This window comes from Nocardia sp. NPDC056952 (assembly GCF_042674185.1).
Taxonomy (GTDB): domain Bacteria; phylum Actinomycetota; class Actinomycetes; order Mycobacteriales; family Mycobacteriaceae; genus Nocardia.
Window position 1 is genome coordinate 742,568 of sequence record NZ_JBHURA010000002.1, and the last position, 21,202, is coordinate 763,769.

Below are 21,202 nucleotides of genomic sequence, written 5' to 3' on the forward strand. Positions count from 1 at the left end.
CGTGTACTGGAAACAGAGGGCCAGGCGAGAACCGAATCAGACAGGAGACTGCTCATGCGAGCGACCTACATGTACGGCCCCGGCGATGTCCGCGTCATCGAGGTCGCCGACCCGGTGATCGTCGACCCGACGGACGCGGTGGTTCGGATCGTCCGCAGCTGCATCTGTGGTTCGGACCTGCATCCGTATCACTCCATGGCGCCGTCGTCACAGGGCAGCCCGATGGGTCACGAATGCGTCGGTGTCGTCGAAGACGTCGGGCGTGAGGTGCGCACGGTCAAGAAGGGGGACCTGGTGATCACGCCGTTCGCGTGGTCGGACGGCACCTGCGAGTTCTGTCGTGAGGGCTTGCAGACTTCGTGCAAGCACGGCGGTTTCTGGGGTGGCGGAAAAGTCGGTGGGTTGCAGGCCGAAGCGGTGCGCGTGCCCCTGGCCGACGGCACGCTCGTGGCGGTGCCGGTGGAGGAGACCTCGCCGCTGATCCCGTCGCTGCTGACGCTGTCCGATGTCTACGGCACCGGCCATCACGCCGCGGTCAAGGCCCGCGTCACCTCGGACACCACGGTCACCGTCATCGGGGACGGGGCTGTCGGGCTGATGGCCGTGTTGTCCGCCCGTCGGCTCGGCGCCGAGCGGATCATTCTGATGGGCAGGCACAAGCAGCGCACCGACCTGGGGCGCGAGTTCGGCGCGACCGAGGTCGTGGCCGAACGTGGCGACGACGGCATCGCCGCGGTGCGCGAACTGACCGGCGGCGACGGTACGCACGTCGTCATCGAGGCGGTCGGCCACATGCCCGCCTACGAGCAGGCCATCGGTGTGGTGCGGCCGGGTGGCGTGATCAGCCGTGTCGGTGTTCCCCAGTATTCGAAGGCTCCCATCGGATTCGGTACCTTGTTCGGCCCGAACATCACCCTCACCGGTGGCCCGGCCCCGGCCCGCGCCTACATCGACACCCTGTTGCCGGGTGTCCTGGACGGCAGTGTCGATCCGGGCAAGGTGTTCGACCGCGAGATCGGCCTCGACGAGGTTCCCGCGGGCTACCGCGCGATGGACAACCGCGAAGCTCTCAAAGTCCTGGTCCGCCCCTGACCTCGTGAAACCCCGGTCAGCGGAGGTCGTCGGGGTGCGGGCCGGTGCCGAACGGGTTCGGCTCGTCCTCGGCGAGGATGCCCACAAAAGGTTCGCCCTCGTCGGCGAAGGTGTACGCGCCGCCTTCGATGCGGTCGATCAGGCCGTGCGTCCAGGCTGCTTCGCTGTCGGCGGAGTGCACCCACATGTTCATGATCTCGCCGATGTGGCCGAGCTGCCCCGGACCCTGCTCCGGTGTGTAGTACTCGGTGACCGAGGCGCGCCACTGCTCGAGGCCGATCATTCGTTGCTTCAGGAGTGCGACGGCCTCGGCACGCGGTAGGTCGACGATGAAACCGATGGCGGCCGAGATCATGTCCATCTGCTGGTCGTAGGAGGTCAGGGCCTCGCGGAGCAGCGTGAGGAACTCCTCGGTGCCCTTGTCGGTGATCTCGTACTCGACGCGGGGCGGACCGCCGACGGTGCTCGGAGCGACCTCGTGCGCGAGGAGCAGTCCCTGCTTGGCCATCTGCTTGAGCGCGTGGTAGATCGAGCCGGGCTTGGCGTTGGACCATTCGTGCGCGCCCCAGAATTCCAGGTCGTTGCGCACCTGATAACCGTGCGCTCGTCCGTGCTGACGGACCGCGCCGAGGACCAGCAGCCGGATCGCTGACATGGACGTCTCCCTTCCGAGCGAATGCGATCAAAATAGCAGTATTCAAGTTTGACTAACCGAACCGGGCCCGGTACCTTGGCCATCTAGTCAAATTTGATCACTGGTGATGGAGGGTGTTTTGACTGACCACGATCTCTCGATCGTCGTCGAAGGCCTGCGCAAGAAATACGGGGCGAAGCAGGCCCTCGACGGACTCGATCTCGCTGTTCGAGCCGGGACCGTACACGCGGTACTCGGCCCGAACGGCGCGGGAAAGACCACGGCCGTGCGCATCATGTCCACGTTGCTCCGGCCGGAGGCAGGGCGGGTCGAGGTGGCGGGCATCGACGTGCGCACGCGAGCCGACGAGGTGCGTTCGCGCATCGGCCTGCTCGGCCAGAGCGCGGCTGTCGACGAGGAACTCAGCGGTCGGCAGAACCTGGAGATGTTCGGGCGTCTCTACCATCTGGGCGCGCGGCGCGCGGGTGTCAGGGCCGACGAACTCCTCGCGCGATTCGGTCTCGCGGACACCGGCAAGAAGGCGGTCAAGCAGTACAGCGGCGGTATGCGGCGCCGGCTCGACCTCGCGGCGTCCCTCATCTCCCAACCGCAGGTGCTGTTCCTGGACGAACCCACGACCGGGCTCGATCCCCGTGGCCGCGCCGAGGTGTGGAGTTCGGTGCGTTCCCTGGTCGACGGCGGTACGACCGTGCTGCTGACCACGCAATACCTGGAGGAGGCCGATCAATTGGCCGATCAGATCTCGGTGATCGACCACGGGAAGGTCATCGCGGAGGGCACCGCCGACCAGCTGAAATCCAAGACCGGCGGCGACCGCATCGACGTGGTCCTGCACGACTCCACCCAACTGGCGCTCGCGGCCGCGCTCATCCCCGGCGAGGCGGTGGTGGACGAGGACCGGCGGATGGTCAGTGCCGCGGTCGGTGACCGGATGGCGGCGCTCACCGAGACGGTCCGGGCGCTGGAGACCAACGGCATCGAGGCCGAGGACATCGCGATCAGACGGCCGACGCTCGACGAAGTCTTCATGCAGCTGACCAAGGAGGACGCGGCGTGAGCGCGACATATTCGACGAACCGGACCCTGTGCACGGCGCTCACCGATTCCTGGACGATGACCAGACGCGAGCTGGCGCACTGGGCCCGCCAGCCCGTTCAGGTGGTCGTCGGTCTGGTGTTCCCGGTGATGCTGTTGCTGATGTTCAGCTACCTGATCGGCGGCGGGCGCGGCATCGACGGTGACTTCAAGGACTACCTGGTCCCCGGAATCCTCACCATGACCATGGCTTTCGGCCTCGAGGCGACCATGCTCGCGGTGACCCAGGACCTCGGCAAAGGGGTCATCGATCGATTCCGCTCGATGCCGATGAACTCGGCCGCGGTCCTGGTGGGTCGCAGTGTCGCCGACATGCTGCAGTCGGCGGTCGGGCTGATCGTGATGATCGCGGTCGGGTACGCGATCGGCTGGCGCTGGCACGACGGTGCCGCGTCGTTCCTGGCGGCGGTGGGGCTGTTGTTGCTGTTCCGGTTCGCGATGCTGTGGATCGGCATCTACCTGGCGATGGTCGCGGGCAAGCCCGAACTGGTGCAGGCGGTGCAGATCCTGGTCTGGCCGATCAGCTTCCTCTCCAATGCCATCGCCTCGCCCGAGTCGATGCCGTCCTGGCTGGGTGCGGTCGTCGAGTGGAACCCGATGTCGGCGACGGCCACGGCGGTGCGCGGCCTGCTGGGCAATCCGGGTGCGGTCGGCGACTCCTGGGCCGGGGCACACGCCGAGATGCTGGCGGTGGCGTGGCCGCTCGGTTTGATCGCGGTGTTCTTCCCGCTGGCGGTGAAGCGGTTCCGAGATCTGAGTCGCTAGCTCAGCGCAGCATCTCGGTGCTGACCACGGAGAGCAACTGCAACCTCTCGTAGCTCTCGGTGCCGGGTGTCGCGGTGTAGACCAGCAGCAGATGGGACTGTTCGGGGTCGAGCAGGGTGTGGCAGTTCAGGTCCATGGCGCCGACCTCGGGATGCAGGAAACGCTTCACATCCCGGGGCCGGACGCCGATCTCGTGGGTCTGCCACAGGGTTCGGAACTCCTCGCAATCGGCCAGGAGCAGGGTCGCGTAGTGCGCGGCGCGGGAATCGGGACCGTGCCTGGTCACGGCTTCGCGGAGTCCGGAGACGAACATCCGGGACAGGAACGGGTGGTCGTCGGGTGCGTAACGGTCGCGTTCGGCGGGGTCGGTGAACCAGCGGTAGCCGATGCTGCGAGCGGGGCCGGTGTAGTGGGTGGTGTCGCCGGTGAGGGCGGTCCCGAGCGGAGTCTGGCGCAGCGTCTCGCCGAGCTCGGTGACGATCTCGGCGGGCGTGTCGTAGAGGCGGTCGAGGATCCGCAGCAGACCGGGACTGATGTGCTCGCTGATCGCGCCGCGCAGGGGCGGGCTGTGGCCCGCGAGGCGGAACACGTGGTCGCGTTCGTCGAGGGACAGGTGTAGTCCCTGGGCGATGGAGGCGATCATCTGTTCCGATGGATGCGGTCCGCGTTCCTGCTCCAGCCGGGCGTAATAGTCGGTCGACATGTGACACAGGACGGCGACCTCTTCGCGCCGCAACCCGGTCGTCCTGCGCCGCCGCCCGCGCGGCAGACCGACATCCTCGGGTTGCAACGACTCCCGGCGTCGTCGGAGGAACTCCGCCAGCCCCGCACGATCGATCACCAGAGATCTCCTTCGGTGTGACTGATTCGGTTCTACCGCCGAGGCCCGCGGGTATCCACTGATCGACAGTCCCTGGATGTCACCACTCGATCCGGCGATCGTGGATATCGACACCACCAGCTCAGCACACCGAGACACAGGAGACGCGACATGCCACGTCGGCAACCCGACATCACTGTTCCCGACCTCACCGGTCACCGCGTTGTGGTCACCGGAGCCAGCGATGGCATGGGCGTCGGGATCGCGTCGCGCCTGGCGGCAGCCGGAGCCGAAGTCGTTCTCCCGGTACGCAATCAGCGCAAAGGCGAGGCAGCGCTCGCCACCGTCCGGCAGACGAGCCCTGATGCGAAGGTCTCGCTGCGCGAACTCGACCTGTCCTCCTTGGCATCGGTGGCGGCGCTCGGCAAGACCTTGCTGGCGGAGGACCGCCCGATCCATCTGCTGATCAACAACGCGGGCGTGATGACCCCGCCGGATCGTCAGGTCACCGCCGACGGTGTCGAATTGCAGTTCGGCACCAACCACCTCGGGCACTTCGCACTGGTCGGACACCTCATGCCCCTGCTCCGCGCGGGGCGTGCGCGCGTCACCTCCCAGGTCAGCGTCGCGGCCAACCAGAACCGGATCAACTGGGACGACCTGAACTGGGAACGCTCCTACCACGGCAGGGCCGCCTACAGTCAGTCCAAGATCGCGCTCGGTCTCTTCGGGCTCGAACTCGGCAGACGTAGCCGCGCACACGGATGGGGCATCACCAGCAATCTCGCCCACCCCGGCGTCGCACCGACGAATCTGCTCGCCGCCCGGCCCGAGGTCGGGCGCACCGAGGACACCACGGGGGTCAAGCTCATCCGGTGGCTGTCGGCCCGCGGCATCCTGCTCGGCACCGTCGAGTCGGCGAAACTCCCCGCCCTCTACGCCGCCACCTCGCCCGATGCCGAGACCGAACGCTTCTACGGACCCAGCGGACCGGGACATCTCGGCGGCCCACCGGCCGAGCAGAAGCTCTACAGCCGGCTGCGCGACCACGACGACGCCCAGCGCATCTGGCAGATCTCCGAAGAGCTCACCGACGTCCGGGTGTCGGCATGACGGGTTCGGGCGCCTACGGACGAGCCGGGTAGCCCCATTCTCGGCACGCCGACCTCAGCGCGTCCGGGATCGTCTCGTCGGCCGGCAGTGGCCGGGCAGGCTGGATGGCGCCGGAGCGGATGGTGTCGCTCCAGTCGCCGATGCCGCGAACGTAGCTGCCGTGGTCGAAACGGCCATAATCCAGCATCGAGGGTTGCCACTCGACGTCGAGGAACTGGCACAGGCCGCGCACGGTTTCCTCGGGGCGGTGGGTCAGGTCCTCGTAGCGGATCTCGTGGCCGTCCAGGGCCGCCCTTGCCTCGTTCATCGCCGCGACGAACTCCAGCGTCCGCCGCACCGGGTCGATCTCCCGGCGATCCGCCCAGGCGCGGCCCAGGGAGTCGGCGATCTGCACCGGGTGGCGCAACAGGAACACGTAGCGGGCGTCGGGCCAGCACGCAGCGATCCGTGGCCAGGTCAGCACGCTGCTCGTCGTCTTGTTGACCATCCGGTCCTTCCCGCTGCGTTCCAGCTCGTGGTGCAGGAGGCGGTCCCAGAGGAGATGTTCGAGCTCGCGGATCGTCAGGCCGAGCGCGTCCAGCGAGATGCTCGCGTAGCGCGCGGTGATGTCGTCGGCGGCCCAGTCGAGTTCCTGGACGGTGAGCAGGTTCAGGTGTAGTTCGTGCGGGGCGTGGATGCGTGCGTGGCTGTCGAGGACCGACCGCAGCAGGGTCGACCCGGATCGGGGCGCGGACAGGATGAAGATCGGCGCGGGCACGAGGCGGTTCGCGGTCGCCTGCTTCACGGTCGTGGGCTCGGCAGCGCAGCGGTGATCATGCCCCGGCGGAGGAGGAGATCGACGACGTGAGCGGCGGATTCGGCGACCGGCTCGGCGGTGGTGTCTATCCGCAGAGCGGGGAGCAGTGGTTCCTCGTAGGCCGCGTCGACCCCGGTGAGCTGGGTGAGTTCGCCTCGGGACCGGCGCCCGTACAGGCCCTTGACGTCGCGTTGTGCGCAGGTCGAGAGCGCGGTAGCGACGTGGACTTCGGCGAAGTCGAGGCCGGCGTCTTCGTGGCGCACCCGCATCAGCGCGCGATCGGCGGCGTACGGCGCGATGGCTGCCACGAGAACGAGCACGCCGTGCCCGGCCAGCATCAGCGCGAGGGTGGTGATCCGGCCGAGATTCTGTGTGCGGTCGTCGGGGGACAGGCCGAGTTCGGGCCACAGCCGTCCGCGCACGTCGTCGCCGTCGAGTACCTCGACCCGATGCCCGGCGGCCGCCACCCGATGCCGGGTGGCGGCGGCGATGGTGGATTTTCCCGAACTGGGCAGCCCGGTCAGCAGAACTGTCCCGCCCGGTCTGCCGGGCCCGTCATTCATCAGACATTTCTGACAGGGCGAAATTATGTGGGGGTATCGATTGTGCGATCGACGCGTAAACGACTGCTGCCCAAAAGAATTCGTCCTGGCTCGATAAGGGAAACGGTGCCACTGATAATGATTCGGCGCATCTCTCGCCTAGTTTCCGAAGACGAGACTGCGCAGAACCAGGAACCGCAAACCGCCGACCGCGGCCATGACGGCGATCACCGCACCCGCCTGCGCGACCTCCCCGAGATCCGGCGCCAGGAAATCCAGCCCGGCCAGCGCCACCGTGCTGATGGCGAGACCGAGCAGCGCCAGCCCGCCACCCTCCCATTGCGCGGTGAATCCGCCGACCCTGCTTCCCGCCCGGAAGGTGAGCTGACGGTGCAATTCGTTGGCGATCACGGTGCTCACGATCGATCCGGCGACATTGGCGACCAGTGGACCGCTGTCGTGCATGGTCATGAACAGCAGCACATAGGCGATGTTGCTGGCGCCGCCGACCAGGGCGAACCGGATGAGCTGAGCGAGGGCGTGGTCGCCGCGCAGGAATCGCAGCACGCCCGCGGGATCGATGTGCGACGCAGAGCCGACCCACGGTGCGTAGGTGCTGGTGGGCAGCATTCCCGGGCGGGTGATCTGCGAGACGGTCATGTTCGTTCCGATCGAGCGTGCGGACCCGGCGGTGCTGCCGGACAACGCTTGTGACTATACGTAGAAGTATACGTATAAACAAGTGTCGCGGCGGCACGGCAACCGTCATCGGCGAGATCGGCATTGGCACCCGCGGCGCAGTGGGCGGACACTGGAGGAATGGTTGACAGGGAGCAACGCACACCCTTCTACGGGGTGGTGCTGATTCTCGCAGCGTTGGGCGCGTCGATGGCGGTCAGTTACTACGGGCCGACCTGGTTTCGCGTCACCGTCTACATCCTCACGGCGGTGGTAGTCCTGGTCGGCGGTGTCATGACCTTCCGCGACTACTCGCACTGACGCAGCGAATTCGCGCGTCGCGCCCTGGCCTGTCAGGGGGCGCGATGGGTTGTGCTGGGGCAGTATGGGTCCCGGCCAGCTCGCCGGGCTGCACCCGGCCGTACCCGCTGAGGAGTTCGCCGTGGCATACATCGTGGATTTCGCGACCGTTTCTACCCAGGGATTGGAGTCGTCGCCGGTCGCCGGCGCGCTCGCGGGATTGCGGGCGAACGAGGCCAGGTATTTCAAGAACAAATACGATCACGTCTTCACCGTGGAGCCCGCCGGCGAGGCGAAGCAGGCCGTCGACTGGGTGAGCCGGATACTCGCGGAAGAACGTGACATCGTCATCGCCTCGCGCCCGCTCGAAGCTACCGCTTTCCAGGTCGAGAACATTCGTATGGCCTATGTCTTCTACGAAAGCGGCCTGTCGATCAACGTGATGTACTCGATCGACGATGCGAAGAAACGGGCGGTCGGGTTCAAGCTGAGCGACGGAATGGAAGTACCCGCGGAGCTCGACTCGTTCAAGTTCGCACGGCAGAAGTCGAAGCTCGCAGGCACTATTCGCGGTTCCTACTTCGTCATCAAGGGCGAGTACTGACCGCTCCGGTGCTGGATTCATCGTGCGGCAAACCCTGTTGGGAGTGCGGCCGTAGCGAGGACCCTGTGGTGGTTCGAGTATTCCCGCTCGCTGCCGCAAGGAGACTCTCATGACCGTCGAAGCCAATACCCGACTCAACAACGTGGATATCGACGCCGTCGGTGGTCTCGTGGCCGCTGTCGGAGCCGATCCGGCCAAGGGTCAGACCACCTGGGCGGCGCATGTCGGGTGGAAGGGCGGGTTCGCCTCGGAGGCGCGCGTCCGCAAGTTCGCGGCGATCCCGTCGGACGAACCGTCGGCTCTCGGCGGCGCCGACACCGCCCCCAACCCCGTCGAACAACTTCTCGCGGCCCTCGGCAACTGCCTCGCCGTCGGCTACGCGGCCAACGCCACGATCGCCGGTATCCGAATCGACGATCTGCGCATCGACGTGAAGGGTGACCTCGACCTGCACGTGTTCCTCGGGCTCGCCCAGGGACACGCGGGCTTCGAATCCATCACCGCGACGGTGTCGATCGATTCGGACGCCACCCGGGAGCAGCTCGAGGACCTGCACACGAAGGTGCAGTCCAGCTCGCCGGTAGGGCACACATTGAGCACCGCGGTGCCCGTCGACATCACTCTCGCCTAGGCGCGGGTCTCCCACGGCTCGGTCGTTTGACTGCGTTGCATTGCCGAGAAATTCGGCCGTAAACAGAACAGTCCCCGGTAGTCTCCATCGAATCCGTGAGCTCAGTCGTCGCTGACGACTCCGGTGTTCGATTGGCTTGCCGGGGGCTTAGCCAGATCCTGAAATGACGTCACTACGGTCGACGAACGTCTTCATCGGCAGTGCGGCTCATTCCGGTGTTCCGGTATGTGTCCAGTCTTCTCCGGATCTGCTCGATGTCAATACCTTCGCGCTGTCGAATATCGCCTGATTTCGACCGTCGTGCCGAGAATTCATCGCATTGTGTGGATGGCCTTTTCGGAGGACAGTGGATATGTCCGGTGGCGCCCACCGGGGCGCCGCCCTTCCTGGAGTAGGAGGTGGCCCGTGTACGCACGTTCCAGCACATTCGCTGCCCAGCGGTCGTCGATCGACCGTGGTATCGCATACCTCCACAATGCGGTGATGCCGAACATGCCCGAAATCGACGGGTGGGTCGGCATGTCACTGATGGTGGACAGGGCGACAGGCCGATGCATCGCCACGACCGCGTGGGAATCCGAGGACGCCCTGCACGACAGCAGGATGCGCGTCCGATCGCTGCGCGACGGTCTGGCCGAAGCGCTCAACGGTCAGGTCGAGCACATCGAGGAATGGGAAGTCGCGGTCATGCACCGCGATCACCTGGCCGGCGCGAGTGCCTGCACCCGATGCACCTGGATCCAGGTCGACCCGACGGCAGTCGACTTGGCGATTCACACGTTCAAGTCCAGCTTGCTGCCGGAATTCGAGAAGATCGAAGGATTCCGCAGCGCCAGCCTGTTCGTCGACCGCGACACCGGCCGAGGGGTGGGATCCACGGTCTGGGCAAGCCGAGAGGAATTGGACAACAGCCGCCCCCTGGTGGATCGCATGCGAGCCGAAGCGGTCCGCACCATGGGAGCCGAAGTCCTCGAGGTGGCGGAGTTCAGACTCGGCTTCGCCCATCTGCGTGTTCCCGAGTTGGTCTGAACGACGAGACATCCGGCCGTGGAGCGGCAACTCCCGGCCGGCCTTCGGGCTGTAACGAAGGAGCATTGTGAATGCCTCAATCGGAGCCGGCGAACCACTCGACGCGGCTGAGCGTGCGGAACTACAGCGCCTGCGACAGGAGCTGACCGAACTTCGTAGCGCCCGTGGCGCGGAATCGCCGAACGCCGCTCCGGTCGACGGCACACGTTCCTCCGGTCACCGGAAATTGCGCTGGACGGGTGCGGCGGTCCTGCTCGTGCTGGTCGCCGTCCTGTCCTTTTCCGCGGTCCTCGCCCGCTACGCCCACAACGAGGTCCTCGACACCGACCGCTATGTCCGGACGATGGCGTCGCTGGGGTCGGACCCGGTGCTGCAGGGCGAACTCACCGATCAGATCACCGAGGAGGTGATGACGCGCCTCGATGTCGAGGCGATCACCGCCGACGCGCTGCGGTCGATCACCGACGACGCTCCCCGCGTGCCACCCGCCGTGGTCGGGCTGGCGCCGGTGATCGCCGATCAGGCCGAGTCGTTCGTGCACCGGACAGTCGAATCGTTCGTCGCCTCCGACCAGTTCGAAGCCCTGTGGATCCAGGCCAACGAGCAGGCGCATCAGGCGCTGGTCGCTGTACTGACCGGGCAGACCCGGCCCGGCGTCGATGTCAGTGATCAGGGCGTTGTCAGCATCTCGCTGGCCCCGATCGTCGACCGGGTCCGCGCCGCGCTGATCGATCGGGGGTTCGCGTTCGCGGACAAGGTCCCCACGGTCGACAAATCGTTCGTGCTGTTCGAATCGTCCGAACTCGTCAAGGCGCAGCGGGCGACCTCGGCGTTGGACAAGGCCTCCGCGGTGCTGCCCTGGCTGACCTTGCTGGTCGCCGTCGGTGCCGTGTGGGTGGCGCCGAACGGCGCACGCCGACGCGCCGTTGCGCTGGTCGGAGTCAGCATCGCGATCGCGATGGCGCTGCTGGCCGTGGCGATCGCTCTCGGCCGGTCGTGGTATCTGGGGGCGGTCCCGGCGGACGTGCTGTCCGCGCAGGCGGCCACGGTGCTGATCGACACCGTGCTGGTTCCGCTGCGCACCGCCTTGCGGGCGGTGTTCGTGCTGGCCGTGGTGATCGCGGTCGTGGGATACCTCACCGGATCATCGGGGTCCGCGGCCGCGGTTCGTGGCGCGGGTGCTCGGGCGCTGGACGCGCTGCGCGTGCCCGCGGACAGGCGGGCCCCGTATCCGATCGAGTCCGCGGTCGCGCGGTTCCGCATCCCGCTGCGGGTGGTCATCATCGTGATCGCGGTGACGACCCTGGTGTTCTGGCCGTATCCGTCGGGCGTGGTCGTGGTGGTGACCGTGCTGGTCGCGGTGGCCGCCCTGCTGGTAGTGGAACTGGTGGCCCGGCCCGCGCTGGTCGGACGCGACGCACCTGTCTGACAACGAATTTCCAGGAGTACGCCACGACTGCCGGGACGGTGGGTTTCGATGAGCAACGATTCGGCGGGGCAGATCGGCGGCACTCGACGACTGCTGGCGGTGCTGCTGGCGATGGCGATGTTCGTGCTCGTCGTCGATACATCGCTGATGAACGTGTCGATCTCGGCGGTGGTTCGCGATCTCGAGACAACTGTCAGTGGCGTCCAAGCGGCGATCGCGCTGGAGGCGCTGGTTTCGGCCGCGTTCATCCTGATCGGGGGAAAGGTAGGTGATCTGATCGGACGCAAGCGGGCCTATGCGCTCGGTCTGATCGGCTACGCGGTCGGGGCGTCGGCGATGGCGTTCGCGCAGAGCTTGATCGCGATCGTCGTCTTCTGGGCCGTGCTCGGCGGGATCGGCGCGGCGCTGCTGCTGCCCGCGATGCAATCGCTGATCCACGGCAACTTCGAAGGAGCGGCGCAGAAGAAGGTCTACGCCCTGGTCGGCGCGGCGGCTGCGATCGCGGCCGCGGTCGGCCCACTGCTCGGCGGATTCATCACCACCTACCTGTCGTGGCGCGTCGGGTTCGTGTTGGAGGTGGTCGTCATCGCGATCGTGCTGTCCGGGATGGGCATCGTCCGCGATGTGTCCTACACCGGCCCCCGCGGCGTCGATCTGGTCGGGGCGGCGCTGTCGGTTCTCGGCATGGGCGGAATCGTGCTGGGCATCCTGGTGTGGCAGGAGGGCGGCGAAGCGGTCGGTGCGCTCCTGGCTGTCGGCGCCGTCGCGCTGGCCGGTCTGGCCTATTGGCTGGTCCGGCGTAAGCGTGCGGGAAAGTCGACCCTGCTCGACCCGGACCTGTTCCGGTCCAAGATCTTCCGGCTGGGCATCTCGGGACAGATGCTGCAGCAGATCGCCCTCGGCGGCACGATGATCGCCCTGCCGATCTATCTACAGATGGTGCTCGAGTACAACGCGATGCAAGCCGGGCTGTCCATCGCGCCCCTGTCGTTGAGCATGTTCGCCGTGGCGGTGCTCGCGGGCAAATACGCGGGGGATCGGCCGGCGAGCACCATCATCCGGTGGGGATTCGTGTTCCTCACCCTCGGGACGGTGGTACTCATCCCGATCGTGCCCCGAGCGGAATTCGGCTGGGGGCTCATCGTTCCCCTCATCATCGCCGGATCGGGGCTGGGTCTGCTGGTGTCTCAGCTCAACGACTACACACTGGCCCCGATCGAAGAGGAGCGGATCAGCGAAGCCGCCGGCGTCAATTCGGCGGCCGGATCGTTCGGGTTGTCCTTCGGGCTGGCGTTCGCCGGAGCCATCATGCTGGCGACGTTGTCGATCACCTTCACGAGCATGGCGGAATCGAGCACGGTGCTCCCGCAGGCACAGCAACAACAGGTGTCGCAGGTGCTGGAGGCCGACGCCGAGATCATGAGCAACACCCAGCTCGATCAACTGCTCGTCGACCAACCTCCGCAGATCCGCGACGAGATCGTTCGCATCAACACCGAGGCTCGGCCCTTCGCCCTGCAGGTGGCGCTGCTGGTTCCGCTCCTGGCCGGTCTCGTCGGGTTGTTCAACTCGTTCCGGATGAGGCGCGTCCCGGAAGCCGTGCCGAAGCCGTCCTGATAGAGATCGCGATATCGGAAGGTGGCCATCAGCCACACCTGGGGTCCCTGGTGTGGCGGGCCGATCCGGACGATGGTTTACCTATGAGTGGCATGAAGTCGACCACCGAGGTGTGGCGGGAGAAGATCCCCGACTTGCGTCTGCGTTGCCCGGCATGGATGTCTCGACCATGCTGATCTGGCTGGCAGTTCCGGTCTTCATTGTCGCCGTCGCGGCGGAGTTCGGGTACATCAAGCGTCACGGCAAGCCGTACGACTACCGTGACTCGGCTACCTCCATCGCCGCCGGTGTGGGGTACCAGCTCCTCAACATTCCATGGGCGCTGGCGGAGCTCGCGATCTTCGCGTCTGTTTCCTCGCTGGTGCCGTGGCACCTCGAGGGCTGGGTCGCGTGGGCTGTCGCACTGGTCGGGGTCGACTTCGCCTACTACTGGTTTCATCGCGCGCACCACGAAATCCGGGTGTTCTGGTCTGTTCACCTCGTGCATCACTCGAGCGAGAAGTTCAACCTCACCACGGCACTACGCACGCCCTGGCTGGTGGTCACGTCCCTGCCGTTCCTTGCTCCACTGGCACTGTCGGGAATCGACGGCAGGATCATCGCCGCCTCCTACGCGATCAACCTGCTGTACCAGTTCGGCATCCACACCGAGGCCATCGACAAACTCTGGGCGCCTGTCGAACTCGTGTTCAACACGCCGAGCCACCACCGCGTGCACCACGGCTCCAACACTGAATATCTCGACCGTAACTACGGTGGCGTGCTCATCATCTGGGACCGCATCTTCGGTTCCTTCGAACCGGAGGGCGAGCAGGCGGTCTACGGCCTCACCAAGAACGTCGACACCTACAACATCGCAAAGATCAACGCCCGCGAGATAGTCGCGATCTGGCAGGACGTCGAGAACGCGGCGAAATTCTCGGACAAGCTCGGCTTCCTGTTCCGACGTCCCGGTTGGCAGCCACAGCCGACCTGACTCACCGAGCGACCTCGGTGAGTCAGGCCCTTCCGATGTCGGCGTCCTGGCCGAGCTATTCCGTGAAGTCGACCTTGGTGCCGTCGATCCAGCCCGGCAGGCTGTCCGCGACGAAGTCGGACATGTCGCGGCCCGCGTCGATCGTCGATTCGACGTCGGCGAGGTAGGTGGCCATCGCGCGTTTGGCCGACGGCGTGGACGCCGCGGTGAGGAAGTGGGCGCGTTCGATGTGCAGGCCCTTCTCGAGCGAGGTCGAACCACCCTGGTAGACAGCGTGTTTGATACCACGGACCGCCGTGGGGGAGCGCTTCGCCAACCTGGCAGCCGTCGCCTGCGCCTCGGTCAGCAGCTCGTCGGCGTCGATCAATCTGTGCACGAGCCCGATCTCCAGCGCCCGGCTCGGGGTGATCGGAGCGCCCTCGAGACACAATTCCAGGGCACGGCCCGCGCCCAGCACGCGAGTCAGCATCTGGGTGCCACCGCCGCCGGGGATGATGCCGACCAGGATCTCGGGCTGCCCGATTTCGAAGGGGCCATCGGCCATCAGGCGCAGGTCGCACGCCAGCGACAACTCGCAACCGCCACCCAGCGCGCGGCCGTTGAGCGCGGCGATGAAGACGGTGCTGGACTCGCGCATCAGACGGCACACCTCGTGATAGCGGCGCAGATTCGCGACACCGCCCGCGCCGGCCCGGGCCAGGCCCGCCTGCCCGCCGGGAACATGGTCGGCCAAAGAACTCATCCGCAGCGCCGCGCCCGCCGTGCGCGTGTTCAGCGTCAGCGGTGCGGCAGCTACGCCCGCCAGGATCTCCGACACCGAGTAGTGGCTGACGAACACCCCGTCGACGGCGCTGGTGAGCACGACCGCGCGGACTTCGTCGTCGCTGTCGATGGCGCGCAGGAGGTCGAGCAGTTCACCCATCACGGCATCGGTGAGGAAGTTGTAGGGCGGGTTGTTCAACCAGATGGTTTGAACGGGGCCGGTCCGGTCGGTGCGGAGAAACTCCATGCGAGTGCCCTTTCGGTGGTCGAGGTGGTGGGCGCTGAGGTTGTCGCTACAGCCCGTAGGCACGTTCGAGTTCGGCCAGCGCGTCACCGCAGTACGGTGCGACCCGCTGGACATGGGGCAGTGCGGTCGCGCACGCGGTCACGCACAGGTTGAGGCGGTTCGCGTAGGACAGGATCGTCAGGTTGAGTGCTTGACCGTCGAGCGGGATCGATACCGCGTGCCACTCCTCCAGGGTCATACCGTTGTAGTGCAATTGCCGGCTAGGCCCCGGCATGTTGGAGATGACGACATTGAACATCGGCTTGATCCGGCTGCTCACGCCGAGTACCAGACTCGCGCCGAAGGGCGCCATGAGCATCGCCGTATACGCCATGACCGCGGCGCCCGACATCCGGCTCATATGTTCCTTGGCAGCGACCGTCGAGGCGACGATCGCCGAGACGCGTTCCCGCACATCGGTGATATCGGTCGCGAGGGTGGCCAGCGCCATGGTCGTCGCGTTGCCCTCGGCGTCGTCACTGTCCTTGGGGCGAAACGACATCGGCATGCCGGCGATCAGTGGGTCCGCGGGCAGCGCGTCGATCTCGGCGAGGTAGCGGCGCAGGCCGCCCGCGCAGATCGCGAGGATGACGTCGTTGATCGTTCCCCCGCATCGCTGAGCGAGCGCGGTGATGCGCGCCAGATCGAACGACTGGGTGGCTATCCGGCGTTCGGCGGTGATCGCGCCGTTGAGGATCGATGCCGGCGCGGAATACGGCTTGATCAGGGCCGCGTCGGACTCGAACAGCCCGCCGTACATGCGTGAGATCGCCTGCACACCCGTGAGCTGATCGGCGATTCCCCGGATCGGCGCGTTCATCAGTCGCCGGAGCGAGGAGAGCGGGCTCCCGCCCGCACCTTCCGAATCCCGGGTCGGCTGGGGCCGGGGCTTCCTGGTTTCCCGATAGGCCCAGATCGCCGGCCTGCCGCGTTCGTCGGGATCGTTCGACATCACTTTGCGGGCGAGCCGCACGGTGGCGACGCCGTCGAGCAGGGCGTGGTGTCCCTTGACGTAGAGCGCCAGGCGTCCGTCGTCGAGGCCCTCGATGACGTGCAGTTGCCACAGCGGGTGCGACCGATCCATCGGTACGCCGTGCAGGCGCGAGACCAGGGCGCCGAGCTCACGCTGTCCGCCCGGTGCGGGCAGTACATGGTGCTGGAGGTGGTAGTCGAGGTCCGGCGCTTCGACGCTGACCCATTGTGGGAGCACGCGAGCGATCAGCGCGGAGTCGATGCGGCGGTCGAAGGGGCTGGTCGCACCGGTGTAGGTCCGCAGCTCGTCGAGCAGGCCCGCGACGAAGTCCGGGCCCGCGTCCGCCGGCAGCCGGAAGATGTCGAGGTGTGCGATGTTCATCAGGTTGGAGTCGGTTTCCCCCCAGAGGAAGGCGACATCGATCGGGTTCAGCGTGGTGGTCGACATGGGGTGGTGGCCTCCGGCGAGAATTCTGTAATGGACGCGGCTCGGAACAGTGCTCGGCCGTCAGTGGCGATGTCGGTCATGCGTCGTTCTCGGTGCGCGCGGTAGGCAGTACTGCCGTCAGCCATGCGGTGAGTTCGGCATCCACCCGATCCAGGGCTGTGGTCGATCGCTGTGCCTTGGCGACCAGGATCGCGCCCTCGATCGCCGCGATCGCGGTGGTCGACAGCGACTGGGCGCGTGGCATCGGTACGCCTTGTTGCCACAGCGCGACGGTGATCAGCGACTCCCAGGACGCGAAGGCCTCGCCCGCGGCGTTCTTCGCCTCGGCGAAATCGCCGCTTTCCAGCGCGCCCGCGGCGATGGGGCAGCCTGCCGCGAAATCGGTGTCGTGGAGTTGGCGCCGGAACAGGTCGACGATGTGCGACAGCGTCTCGGTGGGGCCGCTCGCGGCCAGATCGTTGAGGATCATCGACGCCATCAGCGCCCCGGCGTGCCGGGTGGCTTCCTCGGCGAGCTGTGCTTTGCCGCCGGGGAAGTGGTGATAGATCGAGCCCCGAGGCGCGTGCGAGCGGGCGATCACGTCGGCGAAGGACGTGCCCTCGATGCCCTTCTCACGGAAAAGCAGGGCCGCGCCGATCAGCATCTTGTCGCGGGCCGACGCTGTCACTCCGGCCGCGTTGTTCTCTGCGGTCACCGCGTCACCCTCCTATGTTCAGCATCATAGCCGGATTCGGCCAAGATCGCGTTCGTGCACTGTTTCCACCCGAGTTTCGCAGGTAGATTCATGTTCGCCATTGACTGTAACACGTAGTTACGGCTACATTGCGTTCATCCCACTATGTAGCGCGTCATAGACGACGAGCTCGTTCGGATCACCGATGATCCGAGGCAGAAGGGCTTTCGCAGATGAGCTTCCCCATCGAGACAACCGACGGATATCGCCTGGTCGTCACCACGGCCGGCGATCCCACCCGGCCCACCGTCGTGCTGGTCCACGGCTTCCCCGACGACCACACGGTCTGGAACGGCGTCGCGCGCGTGCTGTCGGACCGGTTCCACACCGTGACGTTCGACGTACGTGGCAGCGGCGAATCGGACAAACCCCGGGCGATTTCCGCCTATCGCAAGGATCAGCTCGCCGCCGATATCGGTGCGGTGATCGAAGCGGTCTCCTCGGACCGGCCGGTGCACCTGATCGGCCACGACTGGGGCGCGGTGCAGGCCTGGCACGCCGCGGCGGCCCCGGCGACACGCTCGGTGATCGCCTCCCTGACCTCGATCTCCGGGCCCTGTCTGGACGGTGTCCCGCACTGGCTGCGGAGCAGCCTCGCCGCCGGACCGGCCGGATGGCGTGCGGTCGCCACGATGTGGAAGTCCCCGCTGTACATGGGTGCGCTGGCCACTCCCGTGCTCGGCGCGCTGCTGTGCCGGCTCGGCCTCGTCGACGCCGCGATCGGGCTCGCGCACCGACTGGAAACCGGTGTGGCACCCGATATTTCGCCGCATCGAGCGCGCGACAACCGCGCCGGTCTCAAGATCTACAGCGCCAATCTGGTACCGACGCTGCTGCGCCCCGACCTGCGCAGGGTCGGTGTGCCGGTGCAGGTGCTCGCCCCGCGTCGCGACATCTTCATCACGCCCGCCGCCCAGCGCGACGTCGCCCACGTCGCCGACCAGTGGCAGGTCCACGATGTCGACGGCGGCCACTGGGCCCCGGCGTTCGACCCCACCGAGATCGCCGGTCGCATCCGTGTGTTCGTCGACGCCGTCGAAGCATCCACCACCGCAACCCAGGCAGGAGAACCCCGTGAGCACACTGCATGATCGAGACAGAGTCGCACTCAAAGCGCGTGCCGTGACATGGGATTGGACCGGCCTGCCGTTCCACTACGTCTACGACGACCCGTTCTCGACCCATGTCATCAACAGCTTCAACATGCTGCTGCCCGAGGGCGAGGTGTTCTTCGTCCAGGTCTTCCAGCAGGCGCTGCCGCTGATCACCGATCCCGAGATCCACGACGATGTCGTGGGATTCATCGGGCAGGAGGCCACACACTCGTCCGCGCATCAGAGCCTGGTCGACTACCTCGACCTGCACGGGCTGGACTCCACCCGGTTCACCGACCAGATCCGGTGGTTCTTCCGGGCACTGCTCGGTGAGCGCGAACTGACCGACCGGCGTGCGCACAACTGGCTGCTCGAACGCGTCGCTGTTGTCGCGGCGCTCGAGCACTTCACGTCGTACCTGGGCGATTGGGCGCTCAACGCCGGCGCGTGGCGGCAGGGCACCATCGAGCCGCGTGCGCTCGACCTGGTGTTGTGGCACCTCGCCGAGGAAGTCGAACATCGGCACGTCGCCTACGACCTGTTCACGCATCTGGACGGCAGCTATTGGCATCGCATCAGGGCCTATCTGGTCGCGATGCCCACCTTCGCCTTGCTGCACTTCCGCGGAATGCGGCTGCTGCTCAACGACGATCCGGTCGCCGAACGCGGACTGTTCGCGACGGTGCGTGCCGCGCGCCGCGCCTGGCGTGCGGGAATGGTGCCGTCACCCGGCAGCCTCGCGAAGATGTCCATCGAGTACTTCAGGCCGTCCTACCATCCGCGCAATTACGGCTCGACCTCCCAGGCGGTCGCCTATCTCGCGGCCTCGCCCGCCGCACTGGCCGCGTCATGAGCGAGATCCGGACCACCTCGGACCGGGGCGGCGTCGTGCTCGACCGTCGCCACATTCCACCGTCTTTCACCGATCCGAACCGGCCCGACCGGGTCATGCGGGCCTACCGTTCGCTGCTGCGCTTCTACAGCGCGGTCAGCAATGTGCGCCTGCCCGCGGCCGGGCCGGCGGTCGTGGAGCGCGGCATCGCGGTCCGGGTCGTGGAGAAGACGGCCGAGGCGCTGGGCGTGGTGAGCCTGACGCTGCGATCCTGTGCCGGGACCGAGCTGCCGCGCTGGCATCCCGGCTCGCACATCGATGTCACACTGCCGTCGGGGACGGTGCGCCAGTACTCGTTGTGCGGCGATCCCGACGACCGGCTGACGTACCGGATCGCGGTGCGCTGGATCGACGGCGGAACGGCGTCGACCGAGATCCACGACGACGTGCGCGAAGGCTCGATCCTCTCGATCCGCGGCCCCCGCAACGCTTTCCCGTTCGCCGATCCCCGGCTGGCGAAGGCCGACATCGACAACATCGCCTTCGTCGCCGGCGGGATCGGCATCACCGCCCTGCTGCCCATGATCCGCCACGCCCACCGGTCCGGCCTCGACTGGACCCTCACCTACTTCGGCCGCAACGCGGCGACCCTGCCGTTCCTGACGGAGCTCGCCGCCACGGACCGGAATCGGATCCGCGTGCTGACCACCGAGCGCAACGGCCGCCCCGACCCCGCCGAGCTGCTCGCCGACGTCCGCGCCGGCTCGTCGATCTACTACTGCGGTCCGCCCCGGCTACACGAGGCTTTTCGCGCGTTCCTGCCCGAAACCGGCGCGGCAGGACTGCATTTCGAACGCTTCTCGGCACCACCGGTGGTCGGCGGCGAGCCGTTCCGAATCCGTTTGGCGCGCACCGGCACCGACATCGAGGTCGCCGCGGACCAGTCGGCCCTGTCCGCGGTACGCGCGACCCGGCCGGGCACCGCCTACTCGTGTCAGCAAGGTTTCTGCGGCACCTGCCGGGTCAAGGTGCTCGACGGCGCCGTCGAGAGCCGGGGGACCGCGCGGTTCCTCGACGAACCCGACACCATGCTGCTGTGCACCGACCGCGCGCAGGAGGGGCAAGTCGTCGTCGACCTGTGATCGCCGATCACCGAGGCGCGGGCCGCGCGCCTCGCTGACGGAACTGGTGTCCACCCTCCCGCACGAGAACCAGTCGGTCCTCCCGACCCGACACCGATAGCCGGATGCCGGCCCAGCGCCGAGAGCACCGCGCGGTCGGCGACACGGCCCGCATCACCCACGACAGCGATGCCGTAGAAGACCTCCGGGACGGTTGCGGGGGATGAAGCGCACCGGCAGCGTGCCGAGGATGCGTTCCAGACGTGGGGTCTGCGGCGGGATGACCGGCCCGAACACCGGGCTTCACCGAACCCTGCGTCTGAAAGTGGCACATATGCCACAAATCTGTGCGCGAGAGGGGACTTTTGCACAGAATCCAGACAAATTTGACGAAGAACAGTGCTGGAGTGGTACCTAACCTAGATCGCTGCCGGGTAACTGTCAACACTCTCTTCTCCCGGAACTTTGCGGGACTGCCTGCAGGGGAACATCTTTCACCTACTATGCCTGTTTGCGGGTCCCCAGCTCGCGATCAACTATCAAATCGACGCACCGGCGCCGCGATGCTGGAGTAGTCAGCTTTCGAAACTTACCGCCCGGCAAACCCGCTGGCCGGTCCCGAGCGAGCAGGCCGTCCATCCGCATCCGGGGCCTCGGCGGCAGGGCCGGAGGGAAAGGTCTCGCTGCCGTGACCCGGCTGGGTTAGTGAGGTCACCAGGTGCCCGCGAGTGAGAGAAACTACCTTGCTGCAGTCGGTGGCAGGGCTTACACCTGCGTATCTTCCGGTTTTTCACACAAGTATGAGAGTATGT

The 21,202-nt window shown here is 66.7% G+C and carries 23 protein-coding genes; 15 read left to right on the forward strand and 8 right to left on the reverse strand.

The window, feature by feature from the left end:
* Positions 1–54: 54 nt before the first annotated feature.
* Positions 55–1,092, forward strand: coding sequence for a zinc-binding dehydrogenase (locus ACFTS5_RS10680; protein WP_378629690.1), 1,038 nt, complete (start codon positions 55–57; stop codon positions 1,090–1,092).
* A 16-nt stretch (positions 1,093–1,108) separates the two neighbouring features.
* Here ACFTS5_RS10680 and ACFTS5_RS10685 read toward each other — a convergent pair whose 3' ends face one another.
* Positions 1,109–1,747 (reverse strand): PadR family transcriptional regulator, encoded by a 639-nt coding sequence (locus tag ACFTS5_RS10685; protein ID WP_378629691.1) that lies wholly within the window; start codon positions 1,745–1,747, stop codon positions 1,109–1,111.
* Positions 1,748–1,865: 118 nt separating this feature from the next.
* Between ACFTS5_RS10685 and ACFTS5_RS10690 the strand changes: the two genes are divergently transcribed.
* Both ACFTS5_RS10690 and ACFTS5_RS10695 read left to right on the forward strand, forming a co-directional pair.
* The gene (locus ACFTS5_RS10690; RefSeq protein ID WP_378629694.1) at positions 1,866–2,804 is read left to right on the forward strand and encodes an ATP-binding cassette domain-containing protein; all 939 of its coding nucleotides are present in this window, start codon (positions 1,866–1,868) and stop codon (positions 2,802–2,804) included.
* Entirely contained in the window at positions 2,801–3,607 is an 807-nt protein-coding gene (locus ACFTS5_RS10695) for an ABC transporter permease (protein ID WP_378629696.1), read from the forward strand. The genes ACFTS5_RS10690 and ACFTS5_RS10695 overlap by 4 nt, the downstream gene beginning before the upstream one ends.
* Before the next feature lies 1 nt (position 3,608).
* On the opposite strand, the gene ACFTS5_RS10700 is transcribed toward ACFTS5_RS10695, so the two are convergent.
* Complete coding sequence (locus ACFTS5_RS10700; protein WP_378629698.1) at positions 3,609–4,448, reverse strand: helix-turn-helix transcriptional regulator; 840 nt, start codon at positions 4,446–4,448, stop codon at positions 3,609–3,611.
* A gap of 150 nt (positions 4,449–4,598) precedes the next feature.
* Between ACFTS5_RS10700 and ACFTS5_RS10705 the strand changes: the two genes are divergently transcribed.
* Positions 4,599–5,540, forward strand: a complete 942-nt coding sequence (locus ACFTS5_RS10705) for an SDR family oxidoreductase (RefSeq protein ID WP_378629700.1) — start codon at positions 4,599–4,601, stop codon at positions 5,538–5,540.
* A gap of 13 nt (positions 5,541–5,553) precedes the next feature.
* Here the strand turns inward: ACFTS5_RS10705 and ACFTS5_RS10710 are convergent, their stop codons facing one another.
* The 3 genes from ACFTS5_RS10710 to ACFTS5_RS10720 form a co-directional block, all read right to left on the reverse strand.
* Complete coding sequence (locus tag ACFTS5_RS10710) at positions 5,554–6,324, reverse strand: sulfotransferase family protein (protein WP_378629702.1); 771 nt, start codon at positions 6,322–6,324, stop codon at positions 5,554–5,556.
* A complete protein-coding gene (cysC, locus tag ACFTS5_RS10715) occupies positions 6,321–6,899 on the reverse strand; it encodes an adenylyl-sulfate kinase (RefSeq protein ID WP_378629703.1) in 579 nt (192 codons plus the stop codon). The genes ACFTS5_RS10710 and cysC overlap by 4 nt, the downstream gene beginning before the upstream one ends.
* A 138-nt stretch (positions 6,900–7,037) precedes the next feature.
* Positions 7,038–7,538 (reverse strand): GtrA family protein, encoded by a 501-nt coding sequence (locus tag ACFTS5_RS10720; protein ID WP_378629705.1) that lies wholly within the window; start codon positions 7,536–7,538, stop codon positions 7,038–7,040.
* 159 nt (positions 7,539–7,697) lie between these two features.
* Here ACFTS5_RS10720 and ACFTS5_RS10725 point away from each other — a divergent pair, with 159 nt between their 5' ends.
* The 8 genes from ACFTS5_RS10725 (at position 7,698) to ACFTS5_RS10760 (ending at position 14,142) form a co-directional block, all read left to right on the forward strand.
* Positions 7,698–7,877, forward strand: coding sequence for a hypothetical protein (locus ACFTS5_RS10725; RefSeq protein WP_358068566.1), 180 nt, complete (start codon positions 7,698–7,700; stop codon positions 7,875–7,877).
* 121 nt (positions 7,878–7,998) lie between these two features.
* Positions 7,999–8,460 carry a phage tail protein gene (locus ACFTS5_RS10730; RefSeq protein ID WP_378629706.1) on the forward strand — a complete coding sequence of 154 codons (462 nt, stop codon included), beginning with the start codon at positions 7,999–8,001 and terminating at the stop codon, positions 8,458–8,460.
* 109 nt (positions 8,461–8,569) lie between these two features.
* Positions 8,570–9,091, forward strand: a complete 522-nt coding sequence (locus ACFTS5_RS10735; RefSeq protein ID WP_378629708.1) for an OsmC family protein — start codon at positions 8,570–8,572, stop codon at positions 9,089–9,091.
* A 163-nt stretch (positions 9,092–9,254) separates the two neighbouring features.
* A complete protein-coding gene (locus tag ACFTS5_RS10740; RefSeq protein WP_378629709.1) occupies positions 9,255–9,380 on the forward strand; it encodes a hypothetical protein in 126 nt (41 codons plus the stop codon).
* A 194-nt stretch (positions 9,381–9,574) separates the two neighbouring features.
* A complete protein-coding gene (locus ACFTS5_RS10745) occupies positions 9,575–10,120 on the forward strand; it encodes a hypothetical protein (protein ID WP_378629711.1) in 546 nt (181 codons plus the stop codon).
* 67 nt (positions 10,121–10,187) lie between these two features.
* The gene (locus ACFTS5_RS10750; protein WP_378629714.1) at positions 10,188–11,549 is read left to right on the forward strand and encodes a hypothetical protein; all 1,362 of its coding nucleotides are present in this window, start codon (positions 10,188–10,190) and stop codon (positions 11,547–11,549) included.
* Positions 11,550–11,597: 48 nt separating this feature from the next.
* The gene (locus ACFTS5_RS10755; protein WP_378629715.1) at positions 11,598–13,166 is read left to right on the forward strand and encodes an MFS transporter; all 1,569 of its coding nucleotides are present in this window, start codon (positions 11,598–11,600) and stop codon (positions 13,164–13,166) included.
* Between the two features lie 154 nt (positions 13,167–13,320).
* Positions 13,321–14,142: a sterol desaturase family protein gene (locus ACFTS5_RS10760; RefSeq protein ID WP_378629717.1), complete on the forward strand. Its 822-nt coding sequence runs from the start codon at positions 13,321–13,323 to the stop codon at positions 14,140–14,142.
* 55 nt (positions 14,143–14,197) lie between these two features.
* Here the strand turns inward: ACFTS5_RS10760 and ACFTS5_RS10765 are convergent, their stop codons facing one another.
* From ACFTS5_RS10765 to ACFTS5_RS10775, 3 genes are all read right to left on the reverse strand, one after another.
* Positions 14,198–15,151: an enoyl-CoA hydratase/isomerase family protein gene (locus ACFTS5_RS10765; protein WP_378629718.1), complete on the reverse strand. Its 954-nt coding sequence runs from the start codon at positions 15,149–15,151 to the stop codon at positions 14,198–14,200.
* Positions 15,152–15,197: 46 nt separating this feature from the next.
* Positions 15,198–16,610: a wax ester/triacylglycerol synthase family O-acyltransferase gene (locus tag ACFTS5_RS10770; protein WP_378629720.1), complete on the reverse strand. Its 1,413-nt coding sequence runs from the start codon at positions 16,608–16,610 to the stop codon at positions 15,198–15,200.
* 76 nt (positions 16,611–16,686) lie between these two features.
* Positions 16,687–17,304: a TetR/AcrR family transcriptional regulator gene (locus ACFTS5_RS10775; RefSeq protein ID WP_378629722.1), complete on the reverse strand. Its 618-nt coding sequence runs from the start codon at positions 17,302–17,304 to the stop codon at positions 16,687–16,689.
* A gap of 212 nt (positions 17,305–17,516) precedes the next feature.
* Here ACFTS5_RS10775 and ACFTS5_RS10780 point away from each other — a divergent pair, with 212 nt between their 5' ends.
* Genes ACFTS5_RS10780 through ACFTS5_RS10790 form a run of 3 tightly spaced genes read left to right on the forward strand, consistent with a single transcriptional unit; the run spans position 17,517 to position 20,411 of the window.
* Positions 17,517–18,434 carry an alpha/beta fold hydrolase gene (locus ACFTS5_RS10780; protein WP_378629723.1) on the forward strand — a complete coding sequence of 306 codons (918 nt, stop codon included), beginning with the start codon at positions 17,517–17,519 and terminating at the stop codon, positions 18,432–18,434.
* Positions 18,418–19,290 carry a metal-dependent hydrolase gene (locus ACFTS5_RS10785; protein WP_378629725.1) on the forward strand — a complete coding sequence of 291 codons (873 nt, stop codon included), beginning with the start codon at positions 18,418–18,420 and terminating at the stop codon, positions 19,288–19,290. Before ACFTS5_RS10780 ends, ACFTS5_RS10785 begins: the two co-directional genes overlap by 17 nt.
* Positions 19,287–20,411, forward strand: a complete 1,125-nt coding sequence (locus ACFTS5_RS10790; protein WP_378629727.1) for a PDR/VanB family oxidoreductase — start codon at positions 19,287–19,289, stop codon at positions 20,409–20,411. Before ACFTS5_RS10785 ends, ACFTS5_RS10790 begins: the two co-directional genes overlap by 4 nt.
* Positions 20,412–21,202 lie beyond the last annotated feature (791 nt).